This is a genomic window from Pseudomonas sp. FGI182, from assembly GCF_000511325.1.
Classification (GTDB): domain Bacteria; phylum Pseudomonadota; class Gammaproteobacteria; order Pseudomonadales; family Pseudomonadaceae; genus Aquipseudomonas; species Aquipseudomonas putida_Z.
In genome coordinates, this window is sequence record NZ_CP007012.1 from 2,143,871 (window position 1) to 2,168,173 (window position 24,303).

The window sequence follows — 24,303 nt, forward strand, 5'->3', positions numbered from 1 at the left end:
ACGAAAGGTAAGGCCGGCGATCAGCGTGCCGGCAGATGATCCCGGTAGCGTTGATAGGCAACCTGGTACTCGGCCTGCTGTGCCGGGCGGGGCAGGGTGCGTGTGCTTTCGTCCAGGGCCACGCAGCGTTGGCAAAGGGTTGCAAGGCTGTCGCCATGGCCCGACTGCCGGCCGAGGCTCCAGGCGGCCTGGATTGCAGCACCCAGGGCGGCGGCTTCGGTCTGTTGCGGGCACACCACTGGCAGGCCGAGCAGGTCTGCCAGCACCTGGCGCCACAGCGGGCTTTTCGCCGCGCCGCCGACCAGGCGGATTTCGCTGCCTTGCAAGCCACTGGTGCGCAGCAGGTCGAGGCCGTGGCGCAGGCTGAAGCAGGTGCCTTCCAGCACTGCCCGGCACAGGTTGGCGCGGGTCAGGTTGGCACTGGTCATGCCGTGCAGGCTGGCACTGGCGTTGGGCAACGCGGGTACGCGCTCGCCGTCGAAGAAGGGCAGCATCAGCAGGCCGTCGGCACCGATGGGGGCTTGGCTTGCGAGCTCGGTGAAGCGCTTCAGGTCCAGCTCCAGCAGCTCGCGCACCAGGGCGCAGGCGCTGGTCAGGTTCATGGTGCAGATCAGCGGCAGCCAGCCGCCGCTGGAGGCGCAGAAGGTCGCCACTTCGCCCTGTGCGCTGACGCGGGGCTGGTCGTCATGGGCCGCCAGGGTGCCGGAGGTGCCGAGGCTCAAGGTGATCATGCCGGGGGCGATGTTGCCGGTGCCGATGGCGCCGAGCATGTTGTCGCCACCCCCGCTGGCCACCCACGCGTGCGGGCTCAGGCCCAGCGCCTTGGCGGCGTGCTCCCGCAGGGTGCCGATGCACTCGCCGGACTCGACCAACTCGGGCAAGGCTGCCAGCAGCCGCTCGCCTGGCTCGATGCGTTGCAGCACGTCGGCGGCCCAGGTTCGACGGCGCACGTCGAAATACCCGGTACCGGAGGCATCGCCGGGCTCGCTGCAGGCGCGGCCGGTCAGCCAGTGGTTGAGGTAGTCATGGGGCAGCAGGATATGAGCCAGGCGGGCGAACAGGTCGGGGTGCTGGCGCTTGGTCCATAGCAGCTTTGACGCGGTATAGCCTGGCGCGATCACCAGCCCCAGGCGTTCGAGCGAGCCTTCGGCGCCACCGAGTGCATCGAGCAGTTGCTGGTTCTCGGGCGCGGTTTCGGTATCGCACCAGAGCTTGGCCGGGCGCAATACCTGGCCCTCGGTATCGAGCAGCACCAGGCCATGTTGCTGGCCGGACACCGCCAGTGCGCGGACCGCCCGACCGTCGACACCGGCCGCACGCAGTGCGCCGGCCACCGCGCTGCGCAGGGCGGCCAGCCAGTCGGCCGCGTCCTGCTCGCGGCGCCCATCGCGGCCTTGGGGTGGGGCGTGGGCGGCGCTGCCCAGACCGAGCACCTGGCCGCTGCCGGCGTCCAGCACCAGGGCCTTGGTGCCTTGGGTGCCGCAGTCGATGCCGAGGAACAGTTCATCCATGTCGATACGCTCCGGGTCAGTCGCCGAGGACCTGGCGCAAGGTTGCACTCACGCCGTGTTCGCGCAAGCTGTCGTACAGGCGCTCGAACGCGCTTACGAAGGCCCTGGATGCCGGTATCGCCGTGCCGAAGATCGCCTCGTCGCCGAGCACTCGGGCGGCCAGGCCGTCACGCTGCACCACCCGCGCCTGGCAGTCGGCGGCGCGTGGGTCGGGGATGCTGTAGCGGGTGCCGTGTTCGTCTTCGCCACGCAGGTACACCGCCCAGGCCGCGACCACCAGGGCGACGCGTTCCAGTGGCTTGCCATCGGCGATCAGGCGGTTGGCGGTGGGCACGATGAACTTGGGAAACTTCGACGAGCCGTCCGAGCACACGCGCTCCAGCTGGTCGGCGATGGCGCGGTTGGCGAAGCGTTCGCTGAGGCTGGCCTTGTAGCGCTCCAGGTCGATACCCGGCACGGGGGCCAGTTGCGGGGTCACGTCCTGGTCCATGAAGGTGCGCATGTAGCGATGCAGCAGCGGGTCGGCGAGGGTTTCGTGGACGAAGCGGTAGCCCTGCAGGAAGCCCAGGTAGGTGAGCGCCAGGTGGCTGCCGTTGAGCAGTTTGATCTTCATCGCTTCATAGGGCGTGACGTCGTTGGTGAACTGCACGCCGACCTTTTCCCAGGCCGGGCGCCCGGCGACGAACTTGTCTTCCACCACCCATTGCAGGAACGGCTCGCACACTACTGGCCAGGCATCCTCGACGCCATGGCGCTCGAGCAGTTGCTGGCGGTGGGCGGGGCTGGTCATCGGCGTGATGCGGTCAACCATGGCGTTGGGGAAGCTGACATTGCCGCCGATCCACTCGGCCAGCTCAGGGTCGAGCAGCCGGGCGAAGGCCAGCAGCGCCTTGCGCGCCACATCGCCGTTGTGCGGGAGGTTGTCGCAGGACATCACGGTGAACGGCCCGCTGCCGGCCGCGCGGCGGCGGCGCAGGGCTTCGCAGAGAAAGCCGAACACACTGTGCGGAGACTGTGGGTTGGCCAGGTCGTGCTGCACCTGTGGCAGGTCGGCGCGGAATTCTCCGGTGCTGTCATCGATGCAGTAGCCGCCTTCGGTGATGGTCAGCGAGACGATGCGGATGGCGGGCTCGGCCAGCTTGGCCAGCAGCGCGCCGGCACCGTCCTCGGCCAGCAGCATGCCGTTGAGGGCGGCGATCACCCGCACTTCGGTGTCGGGCTGGTCACCCAGTTCGAACAGGGTATAGAGGTGGTCCTGCGCGGCCAGGGCATCGCGCATGGTGCGGTCTTCGCTGCGCAGGCCGGCGCCGCAGATTGCCCAGTCGAGGCCTTCGCCGAGGTTCATCAGGGCGTCGGTGTAGGCGGCCTGGTGGGCGCGGTGGAAGCCGCCGACGCCGATGTGCACGATGCCCTGGCGCAGTTGCCCGGGGTCGTAGGCGGGGCGGGTGACCGTGGCCGGGAGCTGGCCGAGGTTGGCTTGGTTCAGTTTCATCATGGAGTCCTCAGGCCGCTTGTTGCAGGCGTTTGTCCAGGGCCTGGCCGTTGCTGTCGAACAGGTGGCAGTGGGCTGGGTCGAAGGTCAGCTCCAGTTGTTCACCAAAGGCCGGCGCGAAGTCGCCGCGCACGCGTACGGTAAGCATCTCCCCGGAGGCGGCACGCACATGGCAGTAGCTATCGCTGCCCAGCCGCTCGCTGACGTCGGCGGTCACCTGCAGCGAAGCTGGGGCGCCTTGGCTGGCGAGGGTGATGTTCAGGTGCTCGGGGCGGATGCCCAGGGTCACCTGGCTGCCGGTGTGCAGGTCGCCTGCGCACAGGGGCAGGGTGATGCGGCTGCCGCATTCGAGGGCGACCTCGCACTGGTTGCCCTGGTTGCGGCTCAGGTGGCCACGCAGGAAGCCCATCTTCGGGGTGCCGAGAAAGCCCGCCACGAACAGGTTGGCCGGGTGATGGTACAGCTCCAGCGGCGAGCCGACCTGTTCGACGCGCCCACCGTTGAGCACCACCACCTTGTCGGCCAGGGTCATCGCCTCGACCTGGTCGTGGGTCACGTAGATCATGGTCGCGGCCAGCTCCTGGTGCAGGCGTGCCAGCTCCAGGCGCATCTGTACGCGCAGGGCGGCGTCGAGGTTGGACAGTGGTTCGTCGAACAGGAAGATCTTCGGGTTGCGCACGATCGCCCGGCCGATCGCCACCCGCTGGCGCTGGCCGCCGGAAAGCTGGCGAGGCTTGCGCTCGAGCAGCGGTTGCAGCTCGAGGATGCGCGCGGCGTTGTCGACCTTGGCGGCCACTTCCTGCTTGCTGACGCCGGCCAGGTCCAGGGCGAAGGAGAGGTTCTTGCGCACGGTCATGTGCGGGTACAGGGCGTATGTCTGGAACACCATCGCCAGGTTGCGCTTGGCCGGGGCGGTGTCGGTGATGTCGGCGCCGTCCAGGGTGATGCTGCCGCCGCTGACCTCTTCGAGGCCGGCGATCACCCGCAGCAGGGTGGACTTGCCGCAGCCGGACGGGCCGACGAACACCACGAACTCGCGGTCGCGCACGTCCAGGTCGATGCCCTTGATGATGGCGTGGCCATCGAAGCCTTTGTACAGGTTGCGGATCTTCAGGTCAGCCATGTCGGGTTACCTCTGCGGTGGCCAGGAATTGATAGGAGTTAGCTGGACCCTGTGGGAGCGGGTTCACCCGCGAACACCGGCGCAGCCGGTGCCTGACACTGAGTCGCCTGCTTCGCGGGTGAACCCGCTCCCACAGGGGCTGTGTTACAGGGGCATGAATGCGGTTCATTTCACGGCTCCGAACGAGAGGCCACGCACCAGCTGCTTCTGGCTGACCCAGCCAAAGATCAGGATCGGCGCGCAGGCCAGGGTCGAGACGGCCGAGAGCTTGGCCCAGAACAGCCCTTCGGGGCTTGAATAGGACGCCACCAGCGCCGTCAGCGGCGCGGCGGCGGACGAGGTCAGGTTCAGTGACCAGAATGCCTCGTTCCAGCACAGGATCAGCGACAGCAGCAGGGTCGAGGCCAACCCGCCGCGGGCGATCGGCAGCAGCACGCGGACAATCTCATGCCAGGTGCCTGCGCCGTCCAGCCGCGCGGCTTCGAGGATGTCCACGGGGATATCCTTGAAGTAGGTGTAAACCATCCACACCACGATCGGCAGGTTGATCAGGGTGTAGACGATGATCAGCGCCAGGCGCGAGTCCAGCAGGCCGAACTGCTTGGCCAGCAGGTAGATCGGCATCAGCACGCCCACCGGTGGCAGCATCTTGGTCGATAGCATCCACAGCAGCGTGCGCTTGGTATGGCGGGTTTCGAAGAAGGCCATCGAGTACGCTGCCGGCACGGCAATCAGCATGCACAGCAGGGTTGCCGAGACCGAGATCAACACCGAGTTCCAGGCGTAGGCAAAGTAGTCGCTGCGTTCGTTGATGTGCAGGTAGTTCTCCAGCGTCGGCGTGAACAAAAACTGCGGCGGCGTGGCGAACGCATCCAGTTCGGTCTTGAAGCTGGTCAGCACCATCCACAGGATCGGGAAGAAGATCACCAGGGCGATGCCCCAGCACAGCAGGCCGAGCAGTGCATTTTGCAGGCGGCGGTTTTGCTTGAGTGTCAGCATGGCGGGCTCCTCAGCTGCGTTCGGTGAGGTTCTTGCCAATCATGCGTACCAGCACGATGGCGGCGATGTTGGCGATCAGCACGGCGATCAGCCCGCCCGCCGAGGCCATGCCCACGTCGAACTGCAGCAGCGCCTGGTTGTAGATCAGGTAGGCGAGGTTGGTGGACTCGAAACCCGGGCCGCCACTGGTGGTGGTGAAGATCTCGGCGAACACCGACAGCAGGAAGATGGTCTCGATCATCACCACCACGGCGATGGGGCGAGCCAGGTGCGGCAGGGTCAGGTGCCAGAAGATCGCCAGCGGGCCGGCACCATCCAGGCGTGCGGCTTCCTTCTGTTCCTGGTCCAGCGACTGCATGGCGGTCATCAGGATCAGGATGGCGAACGGTAGCCACTGCCACGAGACGATCAGGATGATCGACAGCAGCGGGTAGTGCGCCAGCCAGTCCACCGGCTGCGCGCCAAACAGCCGCCACAGCGCGGCAAGGATGCCCGACACCGGGTGGAAGATCAGGTTCTTCCACAACAGCGCGCTGACCGTGGGCATGATGAAGAATGGCGAGATCAGCAGCACCCGCACCACCCCACGCCCCCAGAACTCGCCGGCTTCCAGCAGCGCGGCGATGAGCACGCCGAGGACGATGCTGATGGCCAGCACGCTGCCGACCAGGGTCAGGGTGTTGAGGGCGCCGGGCAGGAAGCCGGCATCGGTGACAAAGAAGGTGAAGTTTTCCAGGCCGACGAATGCGTTTTCGCCGGGGTACAGCAGGTTGTAGCGGATCAGCGAGAAGTACAGGGTCATGCCCAGGGGCACGATCATCCACAACAGCAGCAGCGCTACCGAGGGGCTGACCAGGAACCAGCCGGGGCCGACACGGCGTTTGCCGGGGCGCGCGGTGGCTAGGCTCGGGCTGTCTAGGGCCGAAGTGTTCATGGCGACTCCGTGTGCGTCGAAAAGGGCGAGCGGCCGGCCGCCACCGCGCGGGTGTGCGGCGCGGCAACGGTCAGGTCATGCCTGCTCGGGGTGGCTGTTACTTGGGATAACCGGCGCGTTTCATCTCGCGTTCGGTCGACTGCTGGGCCGCAGCCAGCACCTGGTCCACCTTCATCTGCCCGGTGAGGGCGGCAGAGAACAGCTTGCCGACCTGAGTGCCGATGGCCTGGAACTCGGGGATGGTCACCAGCTGGATGCCCACATAGGGCACAGGCTTCAGGGTGGGGTGGTCGGGGTCGACGCGTTTGAGCGATTCCAGTGTCACCTTGGCGAAGGGGGCCGCGGCCAGGTAGGCGTCGCTGTAGGTCGAGGCGCGGGTGCCAGGCGGTACGTTGGCCACGCCTTCCTGCTCGGCCACCAGCTTGCCGTAGGCCTCGGAGGTGGCCCAGGTGCTGAAGGTTCTGGCGGCGTCCTTGGCCCTGGAGCTGGTGGGGATCGCCAGTGCCCATGAGTAAAGCCACGTGGCGCCCTTGTCGGTGACCTCCTTCGGTGCGAAGGCGAAGCCGACCTGGTCGGCGACCTTGCTCTGGGCCTTGTCGGTGACGAACGAGCCGGCGACGCTGGCATCGACCCACATCGCGCACTTGCCGCTGTTGAACAGCGCGAGGTTTTCGTTGAAGCCGTTGCTGGAGGCGCCGGGTGGGCCGTACTGCTTGAGGGTGTTCACGTAGAAGTTCAGCGCGTTTTTCCACTCGCTGCCGCTGAACTCCGGCTGCCACTGCTCATTGAACCAGCGCGCGCCGAAGGCGTTGGCCACGGTGCCGATCAGCGCCATGTTCTCGCCCCAGCCGGCCTTGCCACGCAGGCAGATGCCGTACTGGTCCTGGTCGGGGTGGTTGAGTTTGGCGGCGAACTCGCCGATCTGGGTCCAGGTCGGTTGCTCGGGCATGCTGAGCCCGGCCTTTTCGAACAGGTCCTTGCGGTAATAGGTGATCGAGGCTTCGGCGTAGAACGGCAGAGCGTATAGCGTGCCGCCCGCCGACAGGCCATTGCGCACCGAGGGGAACACATCGTCCAGCCTGTAGTCGGCGGGCAGGTCGTTCATCGGGGCCAGCCAGCCTTTGGCGCCCCACAGCGCGGCCTCGTACATGCCAATGGTCAGCACGTCGAACTGCCCGCCCTGGGTGGCAATGTCGGTGGTCAGGCGCTGGCGCAGCACGTTTTCTTCCAGCACTACCCACTTCAGCTTGATGTCCGGGTGCTGCTGCTCGAACACCTTGGCCAGGCGCTGCATGCGGATCATGTCGTTGTTGTTGACCGTGGCGATGGTCAGGGTTTCGGCGGCCTGGGTGAACAGCGGCAGGCTGAGGCAGGCGGCGGCCAGGCAGGTCTTGATCGAGTTGTTCATCGGTGAACCCCCTTACCGGGCCGGGTGACGGCGCGGAAGACATTATTGTTTTTGTGTCGCTCGCCGCCGATTACACCGCCCCACGGCGATGCCGACAAAGCCTCGCCTGCACTCGCACTGATACTTTTTTGCAGCGCTTGGGCTCAGGGGCGGTTCTGTTCGGTCAGCCGCTGGGTCACCAGGCTGCGGTAGCTGGAGGGGGTCATGCCCTTGAGTTGCTGGAAGCGCCGGTTGAAGTTGGACAGGTTGCTGAAGCCCGATTCGAAGCACACTTCGGTCACCGGCAGCTCGCTTTTGGCCAGCAGTTCGCACGACTTGCTGACCCGCAGGCGGTTCACGAACTCGACAAAACCGCGCCCCGCGGCCTGCTTGAAGAAGCGCGAGAAGTAGGTGGGGGTCATCCCCAGGTGCTCGGCCACCTCGTTCTGGGTGAGGTCCTGGGCATAGTGCTGGAAGATATAGTCCACCGCCCGGTTGATGCGTTCCACATGGTGCTCGTCGGCCAGTTGCGAGGAGGTGACGGTGGACAGCAGGTGGTAGTCCTCGCAGGCGGCGAGCTGTTCCATGAGGATAAAAAAGTATCCCAGGCGGGTCATGCCGCGGCTGTCGGCGATACGTTGCAGCAGCATGCGGCTTTCGGCGATCAGCGCCGGGTCGCGGAACTCGATGCCATAGCGCGCCCTGGCCAGCAGCGGGGCCAGTTGGCCAAGCTCGGAGAACACCTGGCTACCGTCCTCCAGCACTTCGTCGGTGAAGTTGACCAGCATGTCGCGCTTGTCCACCACCTCGTCGGGGGCCATCTGGCTGATCCAGTTGTGCGGCAGGTTGGGGCCGGTGAGGAATAGCGTATCGGGGGCGAAGTTGCCGATGTAGTCGCCAATGAATACCTTGCCGGCACTGGCGACGATCAGGTGCAGCTCGTATTCCTTGTGAAAGTGCCAGCGCACCAGCGGGCTGGGGAAGCCGTGCTGGCGGTAGATCAGCGAGTGGCCTTCGTGGTCGTCCATCAACTCGTAGGACGGGTCGGTGACTTTGTTCGTTCTGGGCATGGCGCTGTCCGGGCCTTGGGAGGGCGAGGCGTTATCGTAGCTCGAAGTGGTGGAGCAGGGCAGAGCCAGCTTCACCTGATCGTTTAACGCGGTCAGTTGCAGGAGCGGCCTGGCCGGGGCGACTGGCCGTTCGATCGAACGCTTACGCTTTCTTGTATGGCGCTTTACCTTTAAAGTGCAACCAGGCATTTTGCAAGCAACAGTAGGGGTTGCATCAGGGATGTCATCAGTTCCCCAGCCCAAGAGCTTGGTTCTCGATCTGGAAGTCGCTCCCGGAAAGGAGGGGTGCCCAGATCGTATCTTCAAGGTTGGGGCGGCTCGGCCTGACCTGGGTGTCGAGCTTGATCGCAAGGTCTCGAAAAACCTCCCTGAAATTCTTGCTGAAGTTGATGCGTTGTCCGAAGGTGCTGGTTTTCTCCTGGGGCATAACGTCATCGAGCATGACTTGCCGATCCTCAAACAGCAGGCACCTGACTTAGCGCTGCACGTACTGCCAGTCATCGATACCTTGCGTTTGTCTCCGCTGGCCTTTCCGCAGAACCCGTATCACCGGCTGGTCAAGGATTACAAACTCATCCGAGACAGCCTCAACTCGCCGCTTGCGGACTGTCGTTCGACTCTGGTTCTGTTCAGCGATCAGCGAGATGCATTCGCGCAGCTGAATGAGACCAACCGTGCTGAGCTGCTCTGCTACCACGCACTGCTTGCCCCGAGCCTGAAGAGTGATCTGGGATCATTCTTCGCTTCGCTAACGGGAGAGACTGCAGTTCCAATCTCGGAGCTGCAGCGGCTCATTCCGAGTCTGCTGGTGGAAACCGATCCCTCATTGGATCGTGATCTGAAGGTATGTAGAACTCGACTGGACGCTCTTCTGAGCACGGATCTTGAGCAGAAGGTTTTGCATCTGCCCTTGGCCTATGCCCTGGCGTGGTTGAGGGTGTCTGGCGGCAATTCTGTGCTTGCACCATGGGTACGGCATCAGTTCCCCGCTGTCGGGCGACTGATTACTGAGCTCCGGGACGTTCCCTGTGACCGTTCAGACTGCCGGTACTGCCGTACCACCCATGATCCACGCCATGAGCTCAAGCGATACTTCGGCTTTGCTGATTTCCGCTACGAGCGACCCGGTGAGAGTCTGCAACACAATGTGGTTCTTGCAGGCATGCAGGGCCGGCATGTGCTTGCGATCCTGGCAACCGGTGGTGGTAAATCGCTGTGCTACCAGTTGCCGGCGCTGAATCGCTTTCATCGCAACGGCAGCCTGACCATCATCATTTCGCCTCTGCAGTCGCTGATGAAGGATCAGGTTGACGGGCTTCTGGAACGCAATGTGCAGTGCGCTGCGACGCTCAATGGCCTGCTGACCATGCCTGAGCGCGCGGACGTGCTGGAGAAGGTCCAGATGGGCGATGTCGGTATCCTGCTGGTGTCTCCTGAACAGTTCCGCAACAAGGCTTTCCGGCGTGCGATACGCCAACGCCAGATCGGTGCCTGGATTTTCGATGAGGCCCACTGCTTGTCGAAGTGGGGGAATGATTTCCGCCCGGATTACCTGTATGCCTCGCGCTTCATTCGTGAGCACACCGGCGATCGATCCCTGGCTCCCATTGGCTGCTTCACAGCAACGGCCAAACCGGATGTATTGGCTGACATCCGCGCGCATTTCAAGGAAAGCCTCGGGATTGAGTTCGATCAGTTCCTGGGGACCCATGAGCGGACGAATCTTGGCTTTGAAGTGTTGCCCTGCAGTCGAGGTGAGAAGTGGCCTAGAACCCATCAGCTGCTAGAGGATCAACTCGGTAGCCAGGACGGTGGGGCGGTCGTTTTCGTTGCAAGCCGTAAGGGCGCTGAAGAGCTTTCAGCGTTTCTGGTCGAGCAGGGATGGTTGTGCCGTCATTTCCACGCGGGGCTCGAGCCCAACGAAAAGAAAGACATCCAGGACGATTTCAAAGCAGGGCGGCTCCGCATCATTGTCGCCACCAATGCGTTTGGCATGGGCGTCGACAAGTCTGATATCCGGCTGGTAGTTCATGCGGATATCCCAGGCTCGCTGGAGAACTATCTCCAAGAGGCTGGAAGGGCGGGGCGTGATCAGGATGCAGCACGCTGTGTGCTGCTTTATGACTCGCAGGATATCGAGACCCAATTTGGGTTGTGTGAGCGTTCCAGGCTCAGTTTACGTGACATCCAACAAATTCTGCGCAAGCTGCGTTTCGAGTACGCCAGGCGCAAGGGTGGCGAATTGGTCATCACCGCTGGCGAGATTCTCATGGATGAAACCGTCGAGACCTCGTTCGACGCGGATGACAGCGATGCTGAAACCAAAGTGGTCACCGCGGTCGCCTGGTTGGAACGAGGACATTACCTCAAGCGAGAGGAAAACAGCACACAGATTTTTCCGGCGCGCCTGAGCCTCGGCGAAGTGGATGCGAAACAGCGTTTGCTTAAGGCCAATCTGTCGGAGCGCCGCCGTGAAGAGTTCGGCGCGATTTTAAGTTACCTCTATCAGGCCGACGCTGATGAGCGGGTGAACACGGACAACTTGATGTCGCTCACCAGCCTGACGTCTGAGGAAGTCGTTAGCACCCTGAAGCAGATGGAAGAGCTGGGGTTACTGGTCAATGACACCCAGTTGACTGTATTACTGCGTCACGGCGTGGCGGGGGCTTCCACTCAACGCTTGGCACAGACCTTGGCATTGGAGGCGGCGCTGTTCGAGGTACTTGGCGAACTAGCGCCAGATGCCGAGGATGGAAGTTGGCAGGATCTCAATCTCGCGGCTCTGACGGCGGGGCTCAAAGCCAGGCTGGAGAACGAGGATGTCATTCCGTTGCAAGTGCTTCGTCTGCTGCGCAGCCTCTCTCAAGATCGTGAAAGTAACAGTCAGCCGCGTACGAGTTTTGAACTGAAGACGGTCAATCACGACTTCATCAAACTGAAAATTCAAGGTAAGTACAGCTGGTCACAGATTGAACGCTTGGGTGAAAAGCGCCGAGTCATTGCCAGCAAGCTGCTTCAGTTCTTGATCAGAAAGCTGGCTCCGGCTTCCAAGGGCAAGGATCTGATGGTGCAGTCTACCTTCGGTGAATTGGTCGGCTTGATCGAGTCGGACCTGGAGCTCTCTCAGGTCATTCCCCCGAGTCAACGCCACAGAGCAATTGAGCATGTGCTGTTGTATCTGCACAAGCAGGAGGTGCTGACGCTCAACCACGGTATGACCGTAATGCGTCGGGCAATGACCATTGAGGTCAATACCGACAAGAAGGGCAGCTATCTCAAGGACGATTACCTACGGCTCGATGAGCATTACAGCGAGAAGCGTATCCAGGTCCACGTGATGCGCGAGTATGCCGAGGTTGCACTGAAGGAGATGGCGAACGCGCTCAAGCTGGTACTGCATTACTTCACGGACTCCAAAGATACTTTTCTACAACGCTACTTTGCCGGTCGCGAGGAGGTGCTCAAGCATGCCACCAGTGAAGCGTCCTGGAGTTCCATTGTTGAGGATCTGAGCACTCAGCAACGACTCATCGTCGCCGATGACGATGACGTTAATCGATTGGTACTGGCGGGGCCAGGGTCTGGCAAAACTCGTGTAATCGTTCACCGTATCGCTTACCTGCTGCGTGTTCGACGAATTCCAGCCTATGCCATTGTGGCGTTGACCTTCAATCGGCATGCGGCCAATGAAATTCGTAAGCGTCTTTTAAGCCTGGTTGGGGCTGATGCCTACGGTGTCAGCGTCATGACCTACCACAGCATGGCCATGCGCCTGACAGGCACTCGCTTTGAGCGCAGGGATGTTGTCGACGAGGGCGCTCTGAAGCGGGTTTTGGTGGATGCTGTCGAGCTTCTGGAGGGGAAAGGAACTGCCGATGGCGATGACGACCTGCGTGAACAGTTGTTGCGTGGCTACCGCTACATCCTGGTTGATGAATACCAGGACATCGATGCCCTGCAATACCGTTTGGTGAGCGCACTTGCCGGTAGACAGACCGGTGAGGAAGGGCATTTGTGCATTTTGGCGGTGGGGGACGATGATCAGAACATCTACGCTTGGCGCGACACCAATAATCGCTACATCGAACGCTTTCGGGAGGACTATTCTGCTGCGACCAGCTACCTCGTCGAGAACTATCGATCCACTCAACGCATCATTGCCGCGGCAAATCAGCTGGTCGGCAATAACCCGGGGCGCCTGAAAGCCTCTTATCCCATCCGAATTAACCGAGAACGTCAGTCAGATCCTCTCGGTGGGCAGTGGCAGACGCTTGATTCAGATCGATCGGGGCGTGTTTTGCGACTGGCCGTTGAACCCAGCGACAAAGCTGTCGGTAATCTTCAGGCACAGGCTGCTGTCGGTGAACTCAAGCGGCTGCTGGCGCTGGAGGACGGTGATTGGAGTGGATGCGCCATTCTTGCCCGTACCCATCAGTATTTATGGCCAGTCCAGGCGCTTTGCGAGCTTGCTGGGGTTCCGTACTTCCTGGCCTCGGATAAAGACAGTGCGCTGCCCATCACTCGACAACGTGATTTTGTGTCGGTTGTTGATCAGCTTCGCGAAATCAACGAGGCGCTTTCCGCTGCGCTGGCGTGGCAGCAGGTATCGGCGGGGGTGAGTGAGAGCTGGCGCAGTTTTTTTCAGGAGGCTTTCACCCAATTGCAGGTCGAGTTGGGCGAGTGCCAGCTCAACAGTGCTGCAATCGTGGACTGGCTCTACGACTATGCTCGGGAGATGCGGCAGCAGCCCAGGAGTGGCCTGTATCTAGGTACGGTGCATTCAGCGAAAGGCCTCGAGTTCAGGCATGTCGTTCTGCTTGATGGTGGCTGGAGTGTGCAGCCCGAGGGGCTCAACGATGAGCGCCGATTGTATTACGTGGGGATGACACGTGCAGAGCAGACGCTGACGCTGTGTGAGTTCAGTGCATCGAATCCTTTTAGTGGGAGTTTGTCGGCTGACATCGGGCAGCAAATTTTTACCGGCAATTACAGTGCAGCCCTGGAGCGGCGTTACCTGCAGCTCAGTCTGAAGGACATTGATATTGGCTATGCCGGACGTAGCCCTGTAACAGATCTCATCCATGAGGCGCTGAGCTGCTTGGAGCCTGGGGCAGAGCTGAAGCTTGAAAAGCAGGGTGAGCGCTACCTTGTGCTGGATAGTCAGGGGCGAAGGGTTGGGCGGACTTCGCAGTCCTTCAAGCTTGATCTTGAGGTTGAGCGATGCGAGGTTGCGGGTGTGGTGATTCGGTTTTTGGAGGATAGCGAGGAGCAGTATCGGCCGCGCCAGAAATGCGACCGTTGGGAGGTGGTTGTTCCGCGAGTCTGTGGTGTTCCTGGTTGCATTTGAATCGGCTTGATCAAGAAACCGGAAAGTAACGGTACGGCGATCACTCCTTCCCGACTCCTCCACAGAAGGCCATCGTGGCCACCTGATTTTTATGCTTGGCGTCGACAGCGCCGGGCGATCACGCCCGTCGCAATACAGTGGCCAGCGCGACGGTCAGCACTACCGCGCAGAGCATGGCCAGGCTGATGGTAACGGCCACGCCCCACCTTTCGAGCAGCCCTGCCAATACCAGATAAAACGCAATCACCCCCACCGCCCCGATCGCATTGCCCCGCACCATCGCTGCCATTCCGGCACGGCCATTCCGCACATGGGCGAACACCACCAGCGGCCAGGCAATCACCGGGATCGGCGCCAGCATGCCGCTGGCCGCCGGGCCCAGCCAGTTGGCCAGGCTTGTGATGACCATCAGCAACGAAGTGGCAGACACCATGCGCAGAGGGATCTCCCAAAACCGCTGCCGTGGCCGGGCCAGGGCATCCGGCCTGGGCTCGCGGCCGCTGGCGCGTATCAGCACGCCGATCAACACCAGCGCCACGGCAATCGACAGGTACAGGTTGCCCCCGTGGGTAAACGCATAGGCCGCTACACCATAGAACAGCATCGCCAGCAATACGGCCGGGCCGATGCCGAGCCTGCGTGTAGCGAACAGGTAGAAGGTGTACGTGGCCTGCACCGCCGCCAGGCCGCCCAGCGCGCCGGGCACCGCCCCCAGGGCGAAGGCCGTGCCCTGTTCCAGGCACAGGAAGGTCATTACCAGTGCCGAGGTGATCGGCAGGCCAGACAGCAACCCGCCGAGCAGGCCGCCCCAGCGACGCGAGGCGAGGGAGATGGCCCACATCAGGAGAGGTGTGACGATCAGCTTGAGGTAGAACAGGGTCATCGCAGGGCTATCCATATGTGCGAAAGGTGCGCCCGCCGTAGGCATTGGGTAGGGCGCAGATGAATCAACCGCGGCTGGCCTCCAGCGCCTGGGCCAGGTCGGCGATGATGTCGTCGCTGTGCTCGATGCCGATCGACAGGCGCACCATGTCCCGTGGCACGCCGGCCTTCTCCAGCTCCTCGTCGTTGAGCTGGCGGTGGGTGGTGGAGGCGGGGTGGCAGGCCAGCGACTTGGCGTCGCCGATGTTCACCAGGCGCACCACCAGCTGCAGTGCATCGATGAAGCGCGCGCCGGCCGCCTGGCCGCCCTTGATGCCGAACGACAGGATCGACGCTGGTTTGCCGCCGGTATAGCGCCGGGCCAGTTCATGCTCGGGGTGGTCGGGCAGCCCTGCATATTTCACCCACGCCACCTGCTCGTGGGCTTGCAGGTAGCGGGCGACCTTCAGCGCGTTCTCGGTGTGGCGCTCCATGCGCAGGGCCAAGGTTTCCAGGCCTTGCAGGATCAGGAAGGCGTTGAACGGCGACAGCGCTGCGCCTGTGTTGCGCAACGGCACCACGCGGCAGCGGCCGATGAAGGCGGCGGGGCCGAAGGCTTCGGTGTAGGTGACGCCGTGATAGGACGGGTCGGGGGTGTTGAGCAGGGCGAAGCGTTCCTTGTTGTCGGCCCAAGGGAACTTGCCGGAGTCGATGACGATGCCGCCGATGCTGGTGCCGTGGCCGCCGATGTACTTGGTCAGCGAGTGCACGACGATATCGGCACCGTGCTCGAACGGCCGGCACAGCACCGGGGTGGCCACGGTGTTGTCGACGATCAGCGGCACACCATGGCGGTGGGCGGCCTCGGCCAGCGCGGCGATGTCGACGATATTGCCGGCAGGGTTGCCGATGGACTCGCAGAACACCGCCTTGGTGCGCGAATCGATCAATGCTTCGAGGGCGGCAATGTCGTCGTGGGCGGCGAAGCGGGTGTGGATGCCCATGCGCGGCAGGGTGTGGGCCAGCAGGTTGTAGGTGCCGCCGTACAGCTTGGCCACCGAGACAATGTTGTCGCCGGCCTCGGCGACGGTCTGGATGGCGTAGGTGATGGCCGCCATGCCCGAGGCCACCGCCAGCGCGCCAACCCCGCCCTCCAGGGCGGCCATGCGCTGCTCGAGCACGTCGTTGGTGGGGTTCATGATGCGCGAGTAGATGTTGCCGGCCACCTTCAGGTCGAACAGGTCGGCGCCGTGCTGGGTGTCGTCGAAGGCGAAGGAAGTAGTCTGGTAGATCGGTACGGCCACTGCCCGGGTGGTCGGGTCGGGGCTGAAGCCTGCGTGGATGGCGAGGGTTTCCAGCTTCATGCAATCGTTCCTTGAGCGTGGGTGGAGCGATCGAGCATGTGGCGGGGGGAGGGTGTGGGTCAAGCGTGAACGCGCGATGGGCTGCCCGGCAGCATGGCCGCGCCATGCCAACCGCTACAGCATCCGCACCATCTCCCAGAACGATGCCGCCACCCCGGTAATGCTTTCCCCGGCAATCAGCCCCGCTGCGGCCGTGATCGCAAACCGCTCGGTAACGCTCGGCCAACGGCAGCCGACCAGCCAGGTAACCACCGCGCCGAGCCCCATCATCATGCTGATCGATGCCGGCAGTATGAACGCCAGCCCCAGCGCGCCGGTACTCGGCAGCCAGCGCGCCACCCATTGCGGCAGCAGGCTGTCCAGCGCGCCCAGCAGTACGCCTGCCGCGCTGCCGGCCACGATCGCCCAGCGCAGCTCCGGCGACAGAGCCCCCAGCCCCTGCATCAGGGTCTGGGCCACGGCTTTCCAGGTCGCCACGGCCGGTGCGGGCCATTGCTCGCTAAGCAGCAGGGTCTGCGGATCGGGAATCAGCACCAGGTACACCAGCACGCCCGCCACGCTGCCGATGAGAATGCCCAGGCACTGTGCAATCAGTTGCTTGTGTGGTGTGGCGCCGATCGCCTGGCCAACCTTGAAGTCGTTCATCAGGTCGGTGGCTTGCCCGGCCGCGCCGCCGGCAGTGTTGGCGCTCATCAGGTTGATGGCCACCTGGCCCGGGGCGACCAGGCCAAAGCTGAGCTGCGACAGCTTGCCGATGGCGCCGATCGGCGCAATACCGGTGGCGCCAACCACGCGCGCGGCGACCACCGCAAGGCATATCGCCAAGGGAATGCTCAGCAGCGCCATCCACCAGTCGATGCCGAACAGCAACGCCTGTAACGCCACCACCAGCGCAATGGACAATAACAGCCCGCACGCAGGTGCCAGGGAAAATCGCCCACGGGCGTGCGCTGCCCGACTTGCCAGCGGGGCGGTGGGCCTTTGCCGGGGCATTTGCAACAGGCGGACCGACAATGAAGTCAGGGTCGCGCATACCATCAGGCTGACGCCCGGCCACAACAGCCATTCCACCAGGGCAGCGAACTGTGGGCCGCTGGCGTTCGGGGCCAGCACCACCAGGGCATGGTCGATCAGCCACGGTGCCAGCCCGCCCCAGGCCAGCGCGGCGCCGAACAGCAGCGTCAGGCCCACGCGGATACCGATGATGCCGCCGAAGCCGACCAGCATCAGCGAAGGATCGAGCGTGAAGGTCAGGCGCTCGAGCACAGGCGAGGGTGCCCAGCGCGGTATCGCCCAGACGAACCCGTCAATCCACTTCACCAGCCCCGACAGCAACGCGGCGCTGCACAGCACCTTTATCCGCATCATGGCTTCGTGGCCGTGGCGGTAGATCTGCTGCAATGTCTCCAGGGTCGCCATGCCCTCAGGGAACTTCAGGCCATGGTCATCGAGCAGGGCGGGGCGCAGATACCAGGCGATCCAGATGCCCAGGAAGCTCACGGAGAACACCCAGGCCATCATCGGCAGCGGGTCCAGCTGGTGACCGGTGAGCAGGGTATAGGCGGGGATCGGCGCGACCAGCCCGCCAGAAACGATGGACGCGGCGGCCGAGGCCACGGTCTGGTTGATGTTGCTTTCGTGCAACGTCCATGCGGGCCGGCCCTTGCTGCGCCCCGCCAGGCCCTGCCACAGGGTGAAGCCGACCAGCAAGGCGATGATCGACATGTTGAACGACCAGCCGATCCGAAGGCCCGCGTACACATTCGAGGGTGTCAGCAGAATGCCCAGCACTACGCCGGTGAGCACCGCCCGCAGGCTCAGTTCACGTTCGATGCGAGCCTGGGGAAGGGCGGTGGACGGGGCATCTCTCATGGCAATCCCTTGTCGGAGTGGTAAGCGCGCTTTGCACAACTGAGCCACTGCCGCCACAAAGGTTCACTGTCGCTTCTGGTTGTGAAAGGTGCCCAGCAACAGCCCGGAAGTGCTAGCGGCAACACCGTCGGGTCTCAAGGAAAGTGCTGTGCACAGGGGCTCGCTTGACATGCCGAATCAAGAGAGATTAGTTAAGTTATCTAAATTCGATAACTTTCCTAATCTCGGTATAAGTCATGGACCCGCCTGCAGAAGATGAAGGCGTAGCATTCTAAGATACAGCGCTGGAAAGTGTGCTGACGCATTCACAGGGCTATCCCTACTTCCTGCAGGAGTGGGGCAAGCATTCATGGGATGTAGCCACGCAGGGCCCCATCACCAGCGCTGATGTCGAAACCGCTTCAGAGCAGGCGATTGCCACATTGGATGAGAGCTTCTTCCGGGTGCGCTTTGACCGCCTTACGCTTGCGGAAAAGAAGTACCTGCGTGGCATGGCGGATCTGGGGGCCGGCCCTCATCGCTCTGGGGATATTGCGGCGCGCCTGGAGCGGAAGGTTTCCACGCTCGCGCCGTTGCGTAGTGCATTGATCGATAAAGGGATGATCTATAGCCCGAACCACGGTGATACGGCGTTCACGGTACCGCTCTTCGATGAGTTCATGCGACGCATCATGCCGGGCGATGATTGGCGGATGGCGTAGGCAGCAGATCTAGCCTTGTGGCGACTGCTCTTGCAGCACCTCACATACCTGAACATTAAGCTTCACAAACTCGTCCCAGCCATACCGGTTGGCGTAGTGCAGCTCATATTGCCGATCCACCCGGCATATATCGGGCCTGTCGTTGTAGATCGTGCAGCGTTTGCTGGGCAAGTCATGATGTCGACAGGTACCGTCCCCCCGGTCGAGGAAGCGCGTTTCCTCGGCCAGGTGAACGTTTCGGCAGCACAGGCCGCACTGGTTGCACGGAAACGGCTGCATCCTTACACCAGCGAGGCCAGCCAGTCGCGAGTGCTCGCACTGTTGCCCATTTCAAACGGCAGCTCGATGTTGCGCTTGGCTACTTCAGCTTTCAGCACCATGCCGCGCTGAAGTTCATCGTTGCAGGCCATCAGTGTCAGCGAGAACGCTTCAAGCTCATAAGCATCCAGGTTGAACTCAAGCTTGCTCAGCTCGGTCAGGTAACGGTCCAGCTCTGCGTTTACCGACTCGAAGTGCTTGACCACACCGGCGTGGGGCATGATCGACTCGATGAAGGCCCAAAGCTTGTGGGCCACTGGGCTGTGCAGCAGGAAGTAGTTCAGGCCCAGGGTGACCACGCCGGTGACCAGTGCGCTGGCAAACGCCACCAGTTCACCGCCGAACGGGAAGCTGCACAGTGGCAGCAGTTGGGCATGCACCATGGTGCCCACGACAGTGGCGGCACCGAGGGACATCAAGCTGGTAACGGCCTTGCAGAGGTCGACGAAGCCCAGTTGTTCGGGGTTGAAGATCATCAGTTTGATGGCCTTGACCAACTGGCCCCAGACCTCGCGGATGATCTTGACCGCCATGACCTTGGTCGTGGCGAACACATTGAACAGCGTGGTGGTCGCGCTGGCCATGACACCCGCGAAAACGCCGTCCTTGAAGCCGATGAGAAAGTCCGTGAAGCGTTTTTGCACACGCGTCCAGATGCCTTTCAAGGTGCTGTTGACGCTGTCGATGAAGGTTTCGAAGTCGAACTTGTGCTTGAGTTTTTCAAGCAGCGCCGGCACCTGCCCGCGCAATTCGAACCAGACTTCGGCCAGCACCAGGCCAAGCATCTGGCGGGCACCCATTTTCAGGCCGGCATCCAGCGACGCGGAAGCGCTTTGCTTCCAGAACTTGCTGCTGGTGTAGTAGGCGCGGTTGATCTGTTCGTTGTAGGGCGCCCGGGCAGCCTCGTCCCGTTTGCGCATCTCATCGGGGTCGATGGCCTTCAACGTTTCGATCTTGTTTTCGTCTTTGCGAATCTGATCTTCCAGCACGCGTGCATTGTGCTGTTGCTCGGGGGTGTCACGCGGCAAGGTAGCCAGGCGTGCTCGGTCCTTTGCCAGTTTGGTTTCGCTTCTGCCGATCAGCTCGGGCAAATCGCGGAGGTAGTCGTTGATAGGCGTCTGGCCTTTCGACTTGTTGATGCTCTCGTGGGTCGTTTGCAGGTTGCTGCTCTGGTTCGCCAGCTCGACACCGTCCAGCCCGGCCAGCACGCGGCCGGCATCGTCATGAATTTCCTTGGCACTGATAACGTGATCAAGGTTGCGTTTCTGGGCTGCAGTCAACGTGGTGTTGCGGTAAGGGTCGTGAAGTTCGCCAGCCAGGTGAGTGGCTTTGTCCCGGCGCCCTGTCTCGATGTAGTTTTCGTGCTGATGGTATGGATCCGGATTGTAGTCGCCGCGCTTTTCAAAGCGTTGCTTCTCCTGCTCCGTTGCCCAAACGCCATTGCGTGCATTGTGGATGGTGTCCACCTCGCCGCCGTGTTTGTCCTGGAACAAAAGAAAGTCCAGGCCAAAACTGGTGGCCAGGCTGGTGACTACGGTTTTCTCGAGCTCTTCAGCCCAGGGATAGTCTCGCGCTGCGGCGTGCATGTTCGGGTCCATGAAAATCGAAAAGGGGGAGGTGGGGAAGGCGAGCCTTCCCCGGGAGGGCATCAGGCTGCTTCGACCTTTTCTGCTTCAGCGCTGGCGCTGACCATCACTTTGTCGAGTTCGCTCTCGTTCAGGACCATCGAACCGTCGTTGTCCAGTTCCATGGTCGGAACGCCATCTTTGTCCTTGGCGACCTGACCGTTGACCTTCTTGAGCTTGAAGATCGGGGTGGTGATGACGTTCACCAGAATGGCCGCCAGGGCGTAGCCGTTTTCGATGGTGCGCACGATCGACTCGTTGTGCTTGGCCAGTTCCGCCTTGGCATCGACGTTGCGGCCTTTGAGGTCCTGCAGGAAGCTGTCGATGTCCTTCAGGCTGTCGAAATACTGATTGAACTGGGCGTAGATGGACATCAGCGAACGACGGATCTTGCGGGTGTAGTGTTCTGTTTCACCGAGCATTTCGGTGGCGCGGGCAAGCTTGCCGACTGCCGCTGTAACTTCCTGGTCGGCTTTGCGGGCGTTTTTCAGTGCCTCCTCGCCGTGGCTGTTGTAAGCCCAGCCAGCAATCGCCAATACCGGGGCGGCCACTGCTGCGCCCAGAATTGCGGTACCGCCTGCCATGCCCAGGCCACCGGTAGCCAAAGAGCCGCCACCGATTGCCGCCAGGGTCGCGTTGGTAGCGGCAACACCAGCCAGCGACGAAATGGCGGTGCCGGTCGATGCCGCGCCCAGGGCCATTACACCGCCATAGACGGCGAAGCCCGCCGCAGCGCCCGCAGTACCTGCGCCCGCTACGGTACCCAGCACGCCAACAGCAGTGAAGCTGTAGCTGTCGACCTTTTGCAGGTTGTGCTTGGGAATGTTGACTTCCAGTTTGTGCTGGCGGCCGGCGTTCATCTGGTCCAGCAGTTTGTCGGCCAGTACCTTGAATTCAGCAAAACTCTGGCCGATCTCCAGTTCCTTTTTCCCCAAGGCTTCGAGAGCGGAAGTGGTTTTGGTTTCCTGCTCGTCAAAGATTTCCTTCTTCGCCTCATAGCGTTCCTGGGCGCCTTTGACAATTTCGTCGGCTTCCGAATGACGTTGGTATCCGTCGTAGCCTTTCTTGGCTCCGTAAGCAGCTGTAACCAGGGCGGCGGCACCGAGGATTAGAGGAAGCGGCATGGCAATGTCCTTTTGGTGGATATCGATATCTGTCTAGGTTTGCTTTCGCGCTCACATTGAGCAGCGGTAGCGGAAAATCGGCACAACGTACTGCAGGGTCGAGGTCAGGCGGGGCAAGCCTCCAGGTAGAACGCTTGCATCGAGCGCAAACGCTGGCGGATCTCGTCGACCCAGACCTGTGGGGCATGTAGGCGGATGTTGTCGTTGAGCGCGAATATCCACCACAGCGTTTCCCGGTCCAGGGGCACCTTGGCGCGTAATCGCTTCCAGTCCTCTGAAGGCAGGTCAGTCAATTCCTGTTGCTGGCTGAGGGGCGTCTCGTGCAACAAGGTGGCGATCTGTGGATGAACATCGGCGATCAGTTCTACATGGGCGTCGGATTGGCGCAGGTTGAATACGCCGCTGGCGATGTAGTCGTCGACATCGAAGCTGCTGTGCAGCTCGGCAGCTTCGCCGAGCACTTCGATTTGCTGGATGCGATGCAATGCAAACTGGCGCAGGTCACTGTAGTCATCAACCGTCGCAATCAGGTAGCTGATGGCATGGCGCGATACCAGCCCGGCCGGATGCAGGCGAAATTGCTTGATGGCATCTTTGCTGCGGCTTCGATAGCTAACCTGCAGTTGCCGACGCTCCAGCAACGCGCTGGATACCTGTGCCCATACCTCTGGCAACACCGCAGCCGGGATCAAGGTTTTACCGTTGGGCAGTGCACGAACGCGCCGGGCCCAGTCGGCCAGGCCATTGGCCCCTACGCCATGCAGGTAGTTACGGGCGCGGCGGAACTGCGGGCCCAGTTGGTCCAGGACTGTTTGCGGCAACAAGGCATGCAGATGGTTTTCGGACAGGTAAAGCGCCAATGCCGTAGGCGCATCCATGTCTTGCATCTGCAAGGGTGCGTTACGAGTGAAGCTCCAGCGGAAAGGCATCTCGCTGTCGTCGCACACGAGGGAGAAGGGGATGGACAACCGATTCAGGTCGCGTTGAATGGAACGCAGCGTGACCGAAAACCCGCGATCGCGAAGCTTCTCCAGCAACGTGGGGGTGGCAATGCGCTGTGGCTCTGTCGGGATAAGACGGAGTAAGGCAAACAGTCTGAGCAGCGTATCCTTCGCTTGTGACATGAAAACGACCTTGTTCTGGATCACCGGCTGCCCGGCACGACTTCTAGCTGTGCGGATCGTACCGGTGAATGGTGGCCATGTGCTAGTGGTAATGGCGGTTTAATGGCGCATTTGCGCGTCAATTTTTATCGCCTTTGGTATTACACGGCTTTGCGGGCTCACTGCCGTTGCGCTTTTTCGCGTTTGAGCTCGCTGTACTCGCGATACCACTCGTATCCCTTCTTCACCACCACGGCAAAGCCGATGACTGCAAACAGGTCTCTCATCTCGTTTTCCTCCTGGCTTGGTGTGGGTAGCTTTTGCCAGGAGGGCGACAACCTGTGTCGCTGGGGGCAGATTGGCGTTGCACATTGCGTGAACGCCACGCTTATCAAGGTCTCCTCACCCCGACCGCCCAAACCGCTTGCGATACTCCGCCGGCGTCACCCCCACATGCTTCACGAACGCCCGCCGCAATGTATCCGCATTGGCAAACCCACACAGCGCCGCCACCTGCTTCGGTGCCTCCCGCCCAGCCTCCAGCCGCGCCCGCGCAGCATTCACCCGCGCCAGCTCCACCCACGCGGCCGGGGTCATGCCCACATCACCCTGAAACACCCGTGCAAAATGCCTCGGGCTCAGCCCAACCCGCGCAGCCAGGCTGGCAACCCCGTGGTCCAGTGCAGGGTTGGCGGCCACGTAACGCTGCAACCCCTGCAATGCCGAACGCCCAACCGGTGATGTCCCGCCCTGCCGGCTGAACTGCAGCTGCCCGCCAGGCCGCTTGAAGTACATCACCAGGTGCCCGGCAACCTGCTTGGCAATATCCCGCCCCAGGTCTTCTTCCACCAGGGCCAGTGCTAGGTCCAGCCCGGCCGTTACCCCCGCAGCGGTACGCAGGTTGCCGTCATGCACCTGAATGGCATCGGCATCCACCTGCACCCGCGGATAACGCTCGGCCAGCGGCTGCGCCACGGCCCAATGGGTGGTCACACGCCGGTCATCCAGCAACCCGGCAGCCGCCAGGGCAAACGCCCCCGTGCACACCGAGCCGTAACGCCGGCAAGCGCCCGCGCGTTGCCGCAGCCAGTCCAGAATGCCGGGGCGCAGGTATTGCTCGGCAGCCTGCGGCGTGCCGGCTACCAGCAAGGTGTCGATGGCTTCCAGGTCTTCGCCGATCCAGCCGTCGGCGACCAGGCGCGTACCGGAAGAGCTCACCAGCGGCCCCGGTTCGCAAGCCAGCAACAGCAGGCGATAGGCGTCACGGCCGGCCTGGCGGTTGGCTTCGGCGAACACATCGAGCGGGCCGCAGGCATCCAGCAGTTGTACGCCGGGCATGGCCAGGATGGCGACCGTGAAGGGGGCAGAGGGCATGGTGGCTCCGGGCGTTGCGCCGCAAGTCCGTAATCCGCCGACAATGGCAGTATCTGGCGCTACAAGTCAATTGAGGACATGGGCTCACGACCGCAGAC

General features: G+C 62.4%; 17 protein-coding genes. 2 read left to right on the top strand and 15 right to left on the bottom strand.

Features of this window, described 5'->3' with window-relative positions; translation table 11 throughout:
- Nucleotides 1–20 precede the first annotated feature (20 nt).
- The 7 genes from xylB to C163_RS09645 all read right to left on the bottom strand — a co-directional run bounded on the left by xylB (nucleotide 21) and on the right by C163_RS09645 (nucleotide 8,516).
- Nucleotides 21–1,511 carry a xylulokinase gene (gene xylB, locus C163_RS09615; RefSeq protein ID WP_025338562.1) on the bottom strand — a complete coding sequence of 497 codons (1,491 nt, stop codon included), beginning with the start codon at nucleotides 1,509–1,511 and terminating at the stop codon, nucleotides 21–23.
- 16 nt (nucleotides 1,512–1,527) lie between these two features.
- Nucleotides 1,528–3,003, bottom strand: a complete 1,476-nt coding sequence (locus tag C163_RS09620) for a mannitol dehydrogenase family protein (RefSeq protein ID WP_025338563.1) — start codon at nucleotides 3,001–3,003, stop codon at nucleotides 1,528–1,530.
- A 10-nt stretch (nucleotides 3,004–3,013) separates the two neighbouring features.
- Nucleotides 3,014–4,126 carry an ABC transporter ATP-binding protein gene (locus C163_RS09625; RefSeq protein ID WP_025338564.1) on the bottom strand — a complete coding sequence of 371 codons (1,113 nt, stop codon included), beginning with the start codon at nucleotides 4,124–4,126 and terminating at the stop codon, nucleotides 3,014–3,016.
- Nucleotides 4,127–4,291: 165 nt separating this feature from the next.
- Nucleotides 4,292–5,125, bottom strand: a complete 834-nt coding sequence (locus tag C163_RS09630) for a carbohydrate ABC transporter permease (RefSeq protein WP_025338565.1) — start codon at nucleotides 5,123–5,125, stop codon at nucleotides 4,292–4,294.
- A gap of 10 nt (nucleotides 5,126–5,135) precedes the next feature.
- Nucleotides 5,136–6,059, bottom strand: a complete 924-nt coding sequence (locus C163_RS09635; protein WP_025338566.1) for a carbohydrate ABC transporter permease — start codon at nucleotides 6,057–6,059, stop codon at nucleotides 5,136–5,138.
- A 97-nt stretch (nucleotides 6,060–6,156) separates the two neighbouring features.
- Nucleotides 6,157–7,467 (bottom strand): sugar ABC transporter substrate-binding protein, encoded by a 1,311-nt coding sequence (locus C163_RS09640; protein WP_025338567.1) that lies wholly within the window; start codon nucleotides 7,465–7,467, stop codon nucleotides 6,157–6,159.
- 143 nt (nucleotides 7,468–7,610) lie between these two features.
- Complete coding sequence (locus C163_RS09645; protein ID WP_025338568.1) at nucleotides 7,611–8,516, bottom strand: AraC family transcriptional regulator; 906 nt, start codon at nucleotides 8,514–8,516, stop codon at nucleotides 7,611–7,613.
- Between the two features lie 220 nt (nucleotides 8,517–8,736).
- Between C163_RS09645 and C163_RS09650 the strand changes: the two genes are divergently transcribed.
- Nucleotides 8,737–13,863, top strand: coding sequence for a RecQ family ATP-dependent DNA helicase (locus C163_RS09650; RefSeq protein ID WP_025338569.1), 5,127 nt, complete (start codon nucleotides 8,737–8,739; stop codon nucleotides 13,861–13,863).
- 118 nt (nucleotides 13,864–13,981) lie between these two features.
- Here the strand turns inward: C163_RS09650 and C163_RS09655 are convergent, their stop codons facing one another.
- The 3 genes from C163_RS09655 to C163_RS09665 all read right to left on the bottom strand — a co-directional run bounded on the left by C163_RS09655 (nucleotide 13,982) and on the right by C163_RS09665 (nucleotide 17,960).
- The gene (locus C163_RS09655) at nucleotides 13,982–14,746 is read right to left on the bottom strand and encodes a hypothetical protein (protein WP_025338570.1); all 765 of its coding nucleotides are present in this window, start codon (nucleotides 14,744–14,746) and stop codon (nucleotides 13,982–13,984) included.
- Nucleotides 14,747–14,810: 64 nt separating this feature from the next.
- Entirely contained in the window at nucleotides 14,811–16,088 is a 1,278-nt protein-coding gene (locus C163_RS09660; protein WP_025338571.1) for a bifunctional O-acetylhomoserine aminocarboxypropyltransferase/cysteine synthase, read from the bottom strand.
- Nucleotides 16,089–16,202: 114 nt separating this feature from the next.
- Nucleotides 16,203–17,960, bottom strand: coding sequence for an OPT family oligopeptide transporter (locus C163_RS09665; RefSeq protein ID WP_025338572.1), 1,758 nt, complete (start codon nucleotides 17,958–17,960; stop codon nucleotides 16,203–16,205).
- Between the two features lie 293 nt (nucleotides 17,961–18,253).
- Between C163_RS09665 and C163_RS09670 the strand changes: the two genes are divergently transcribed.
- Nucleotides 18,254–18,661, top strand: a complete 408-nt coding sequence (locus tag C163_RS09670; RefSeq protein WP_256220396.1) for a hypothetical protein — start codon at nucleotides 18,254–18,256, stop codon at nucleotides 18,659–18,661.
- Between the two features lie 9 nt (nucleotides 18,662–18,670).
- Here C163_RS09670 and C163_RS27700 read toward each other — a convergent pair whose 3' ends face one another.
- The 5 genes from C163_RS27700 to C163_RS09695 all read right to left on the bottom strand — a co-directional run bounded on the left by C163_RS27700 (nucleotide 18,671) and on the right by C163_RS09695 (nucleotide 24,205).
- Nucleotides 18,671–18,940, bottom strand: a complete 270-nt coding sequence (locus C163_RS27700; protein WP_025338573.1) for a YkgJ family cysteine cluster protein — start codon at nucleotides 18,938–18,940, stop codon at nucleotides 18,671–18,673.
- Nucleotides 18,941–18,942: 2 nt separating this feature from the next.
- Entirely contained in the window at nucleotides 18,943–20,565 is a 1,623-nt protein-coding gene (locus C163_RS09680; protein WP_025338574.1) for a hypothetical protein, read from the bottom strand.
- Nucleotides 20,566–20,627: 62 nt separating this feature from the next.
- On the bottom strand, nucleotides 20,628–21,728 hold the full coding sequence (locus C163_RS09685) for a hypothetical protein (protein WP_025338575.1): 1,101 nt from the start codon (nucleotides 21,726–21,728) through the stop codon (nucleotides 20,628–20,630).
- Between the two features lie 104 nt (nucleotides 21,729–21,832).
- Nucleotides 21,833–22,852: a YafY family protein gene (locus C163_RS09690; RefSeq protein ID WP_025338576.1), complete on the bottom strand. Its 1,020-nt coding sequence runs from the start codon at nucleotides 22,850–22,852 to the stop codon at nucleotides 21,833–21,835.
- Between the two features lie 381 nt (nucleotides 22,853–23,233).
- Nucleotides 23,234–24,205: a GlxA family transcriptional regulator gene (locus tag C163_RS09695; RefSeq protein WP_025338577.1), complete on the bottom strand. Its 972-nt coding sequence runs from the start codon at nucleotides 24,203–24,205 to the stop codon at nucleotides 23,234–23,236.
- Nucleotides 24,206–24,303 lie beyond the last annotated feature (98 nt).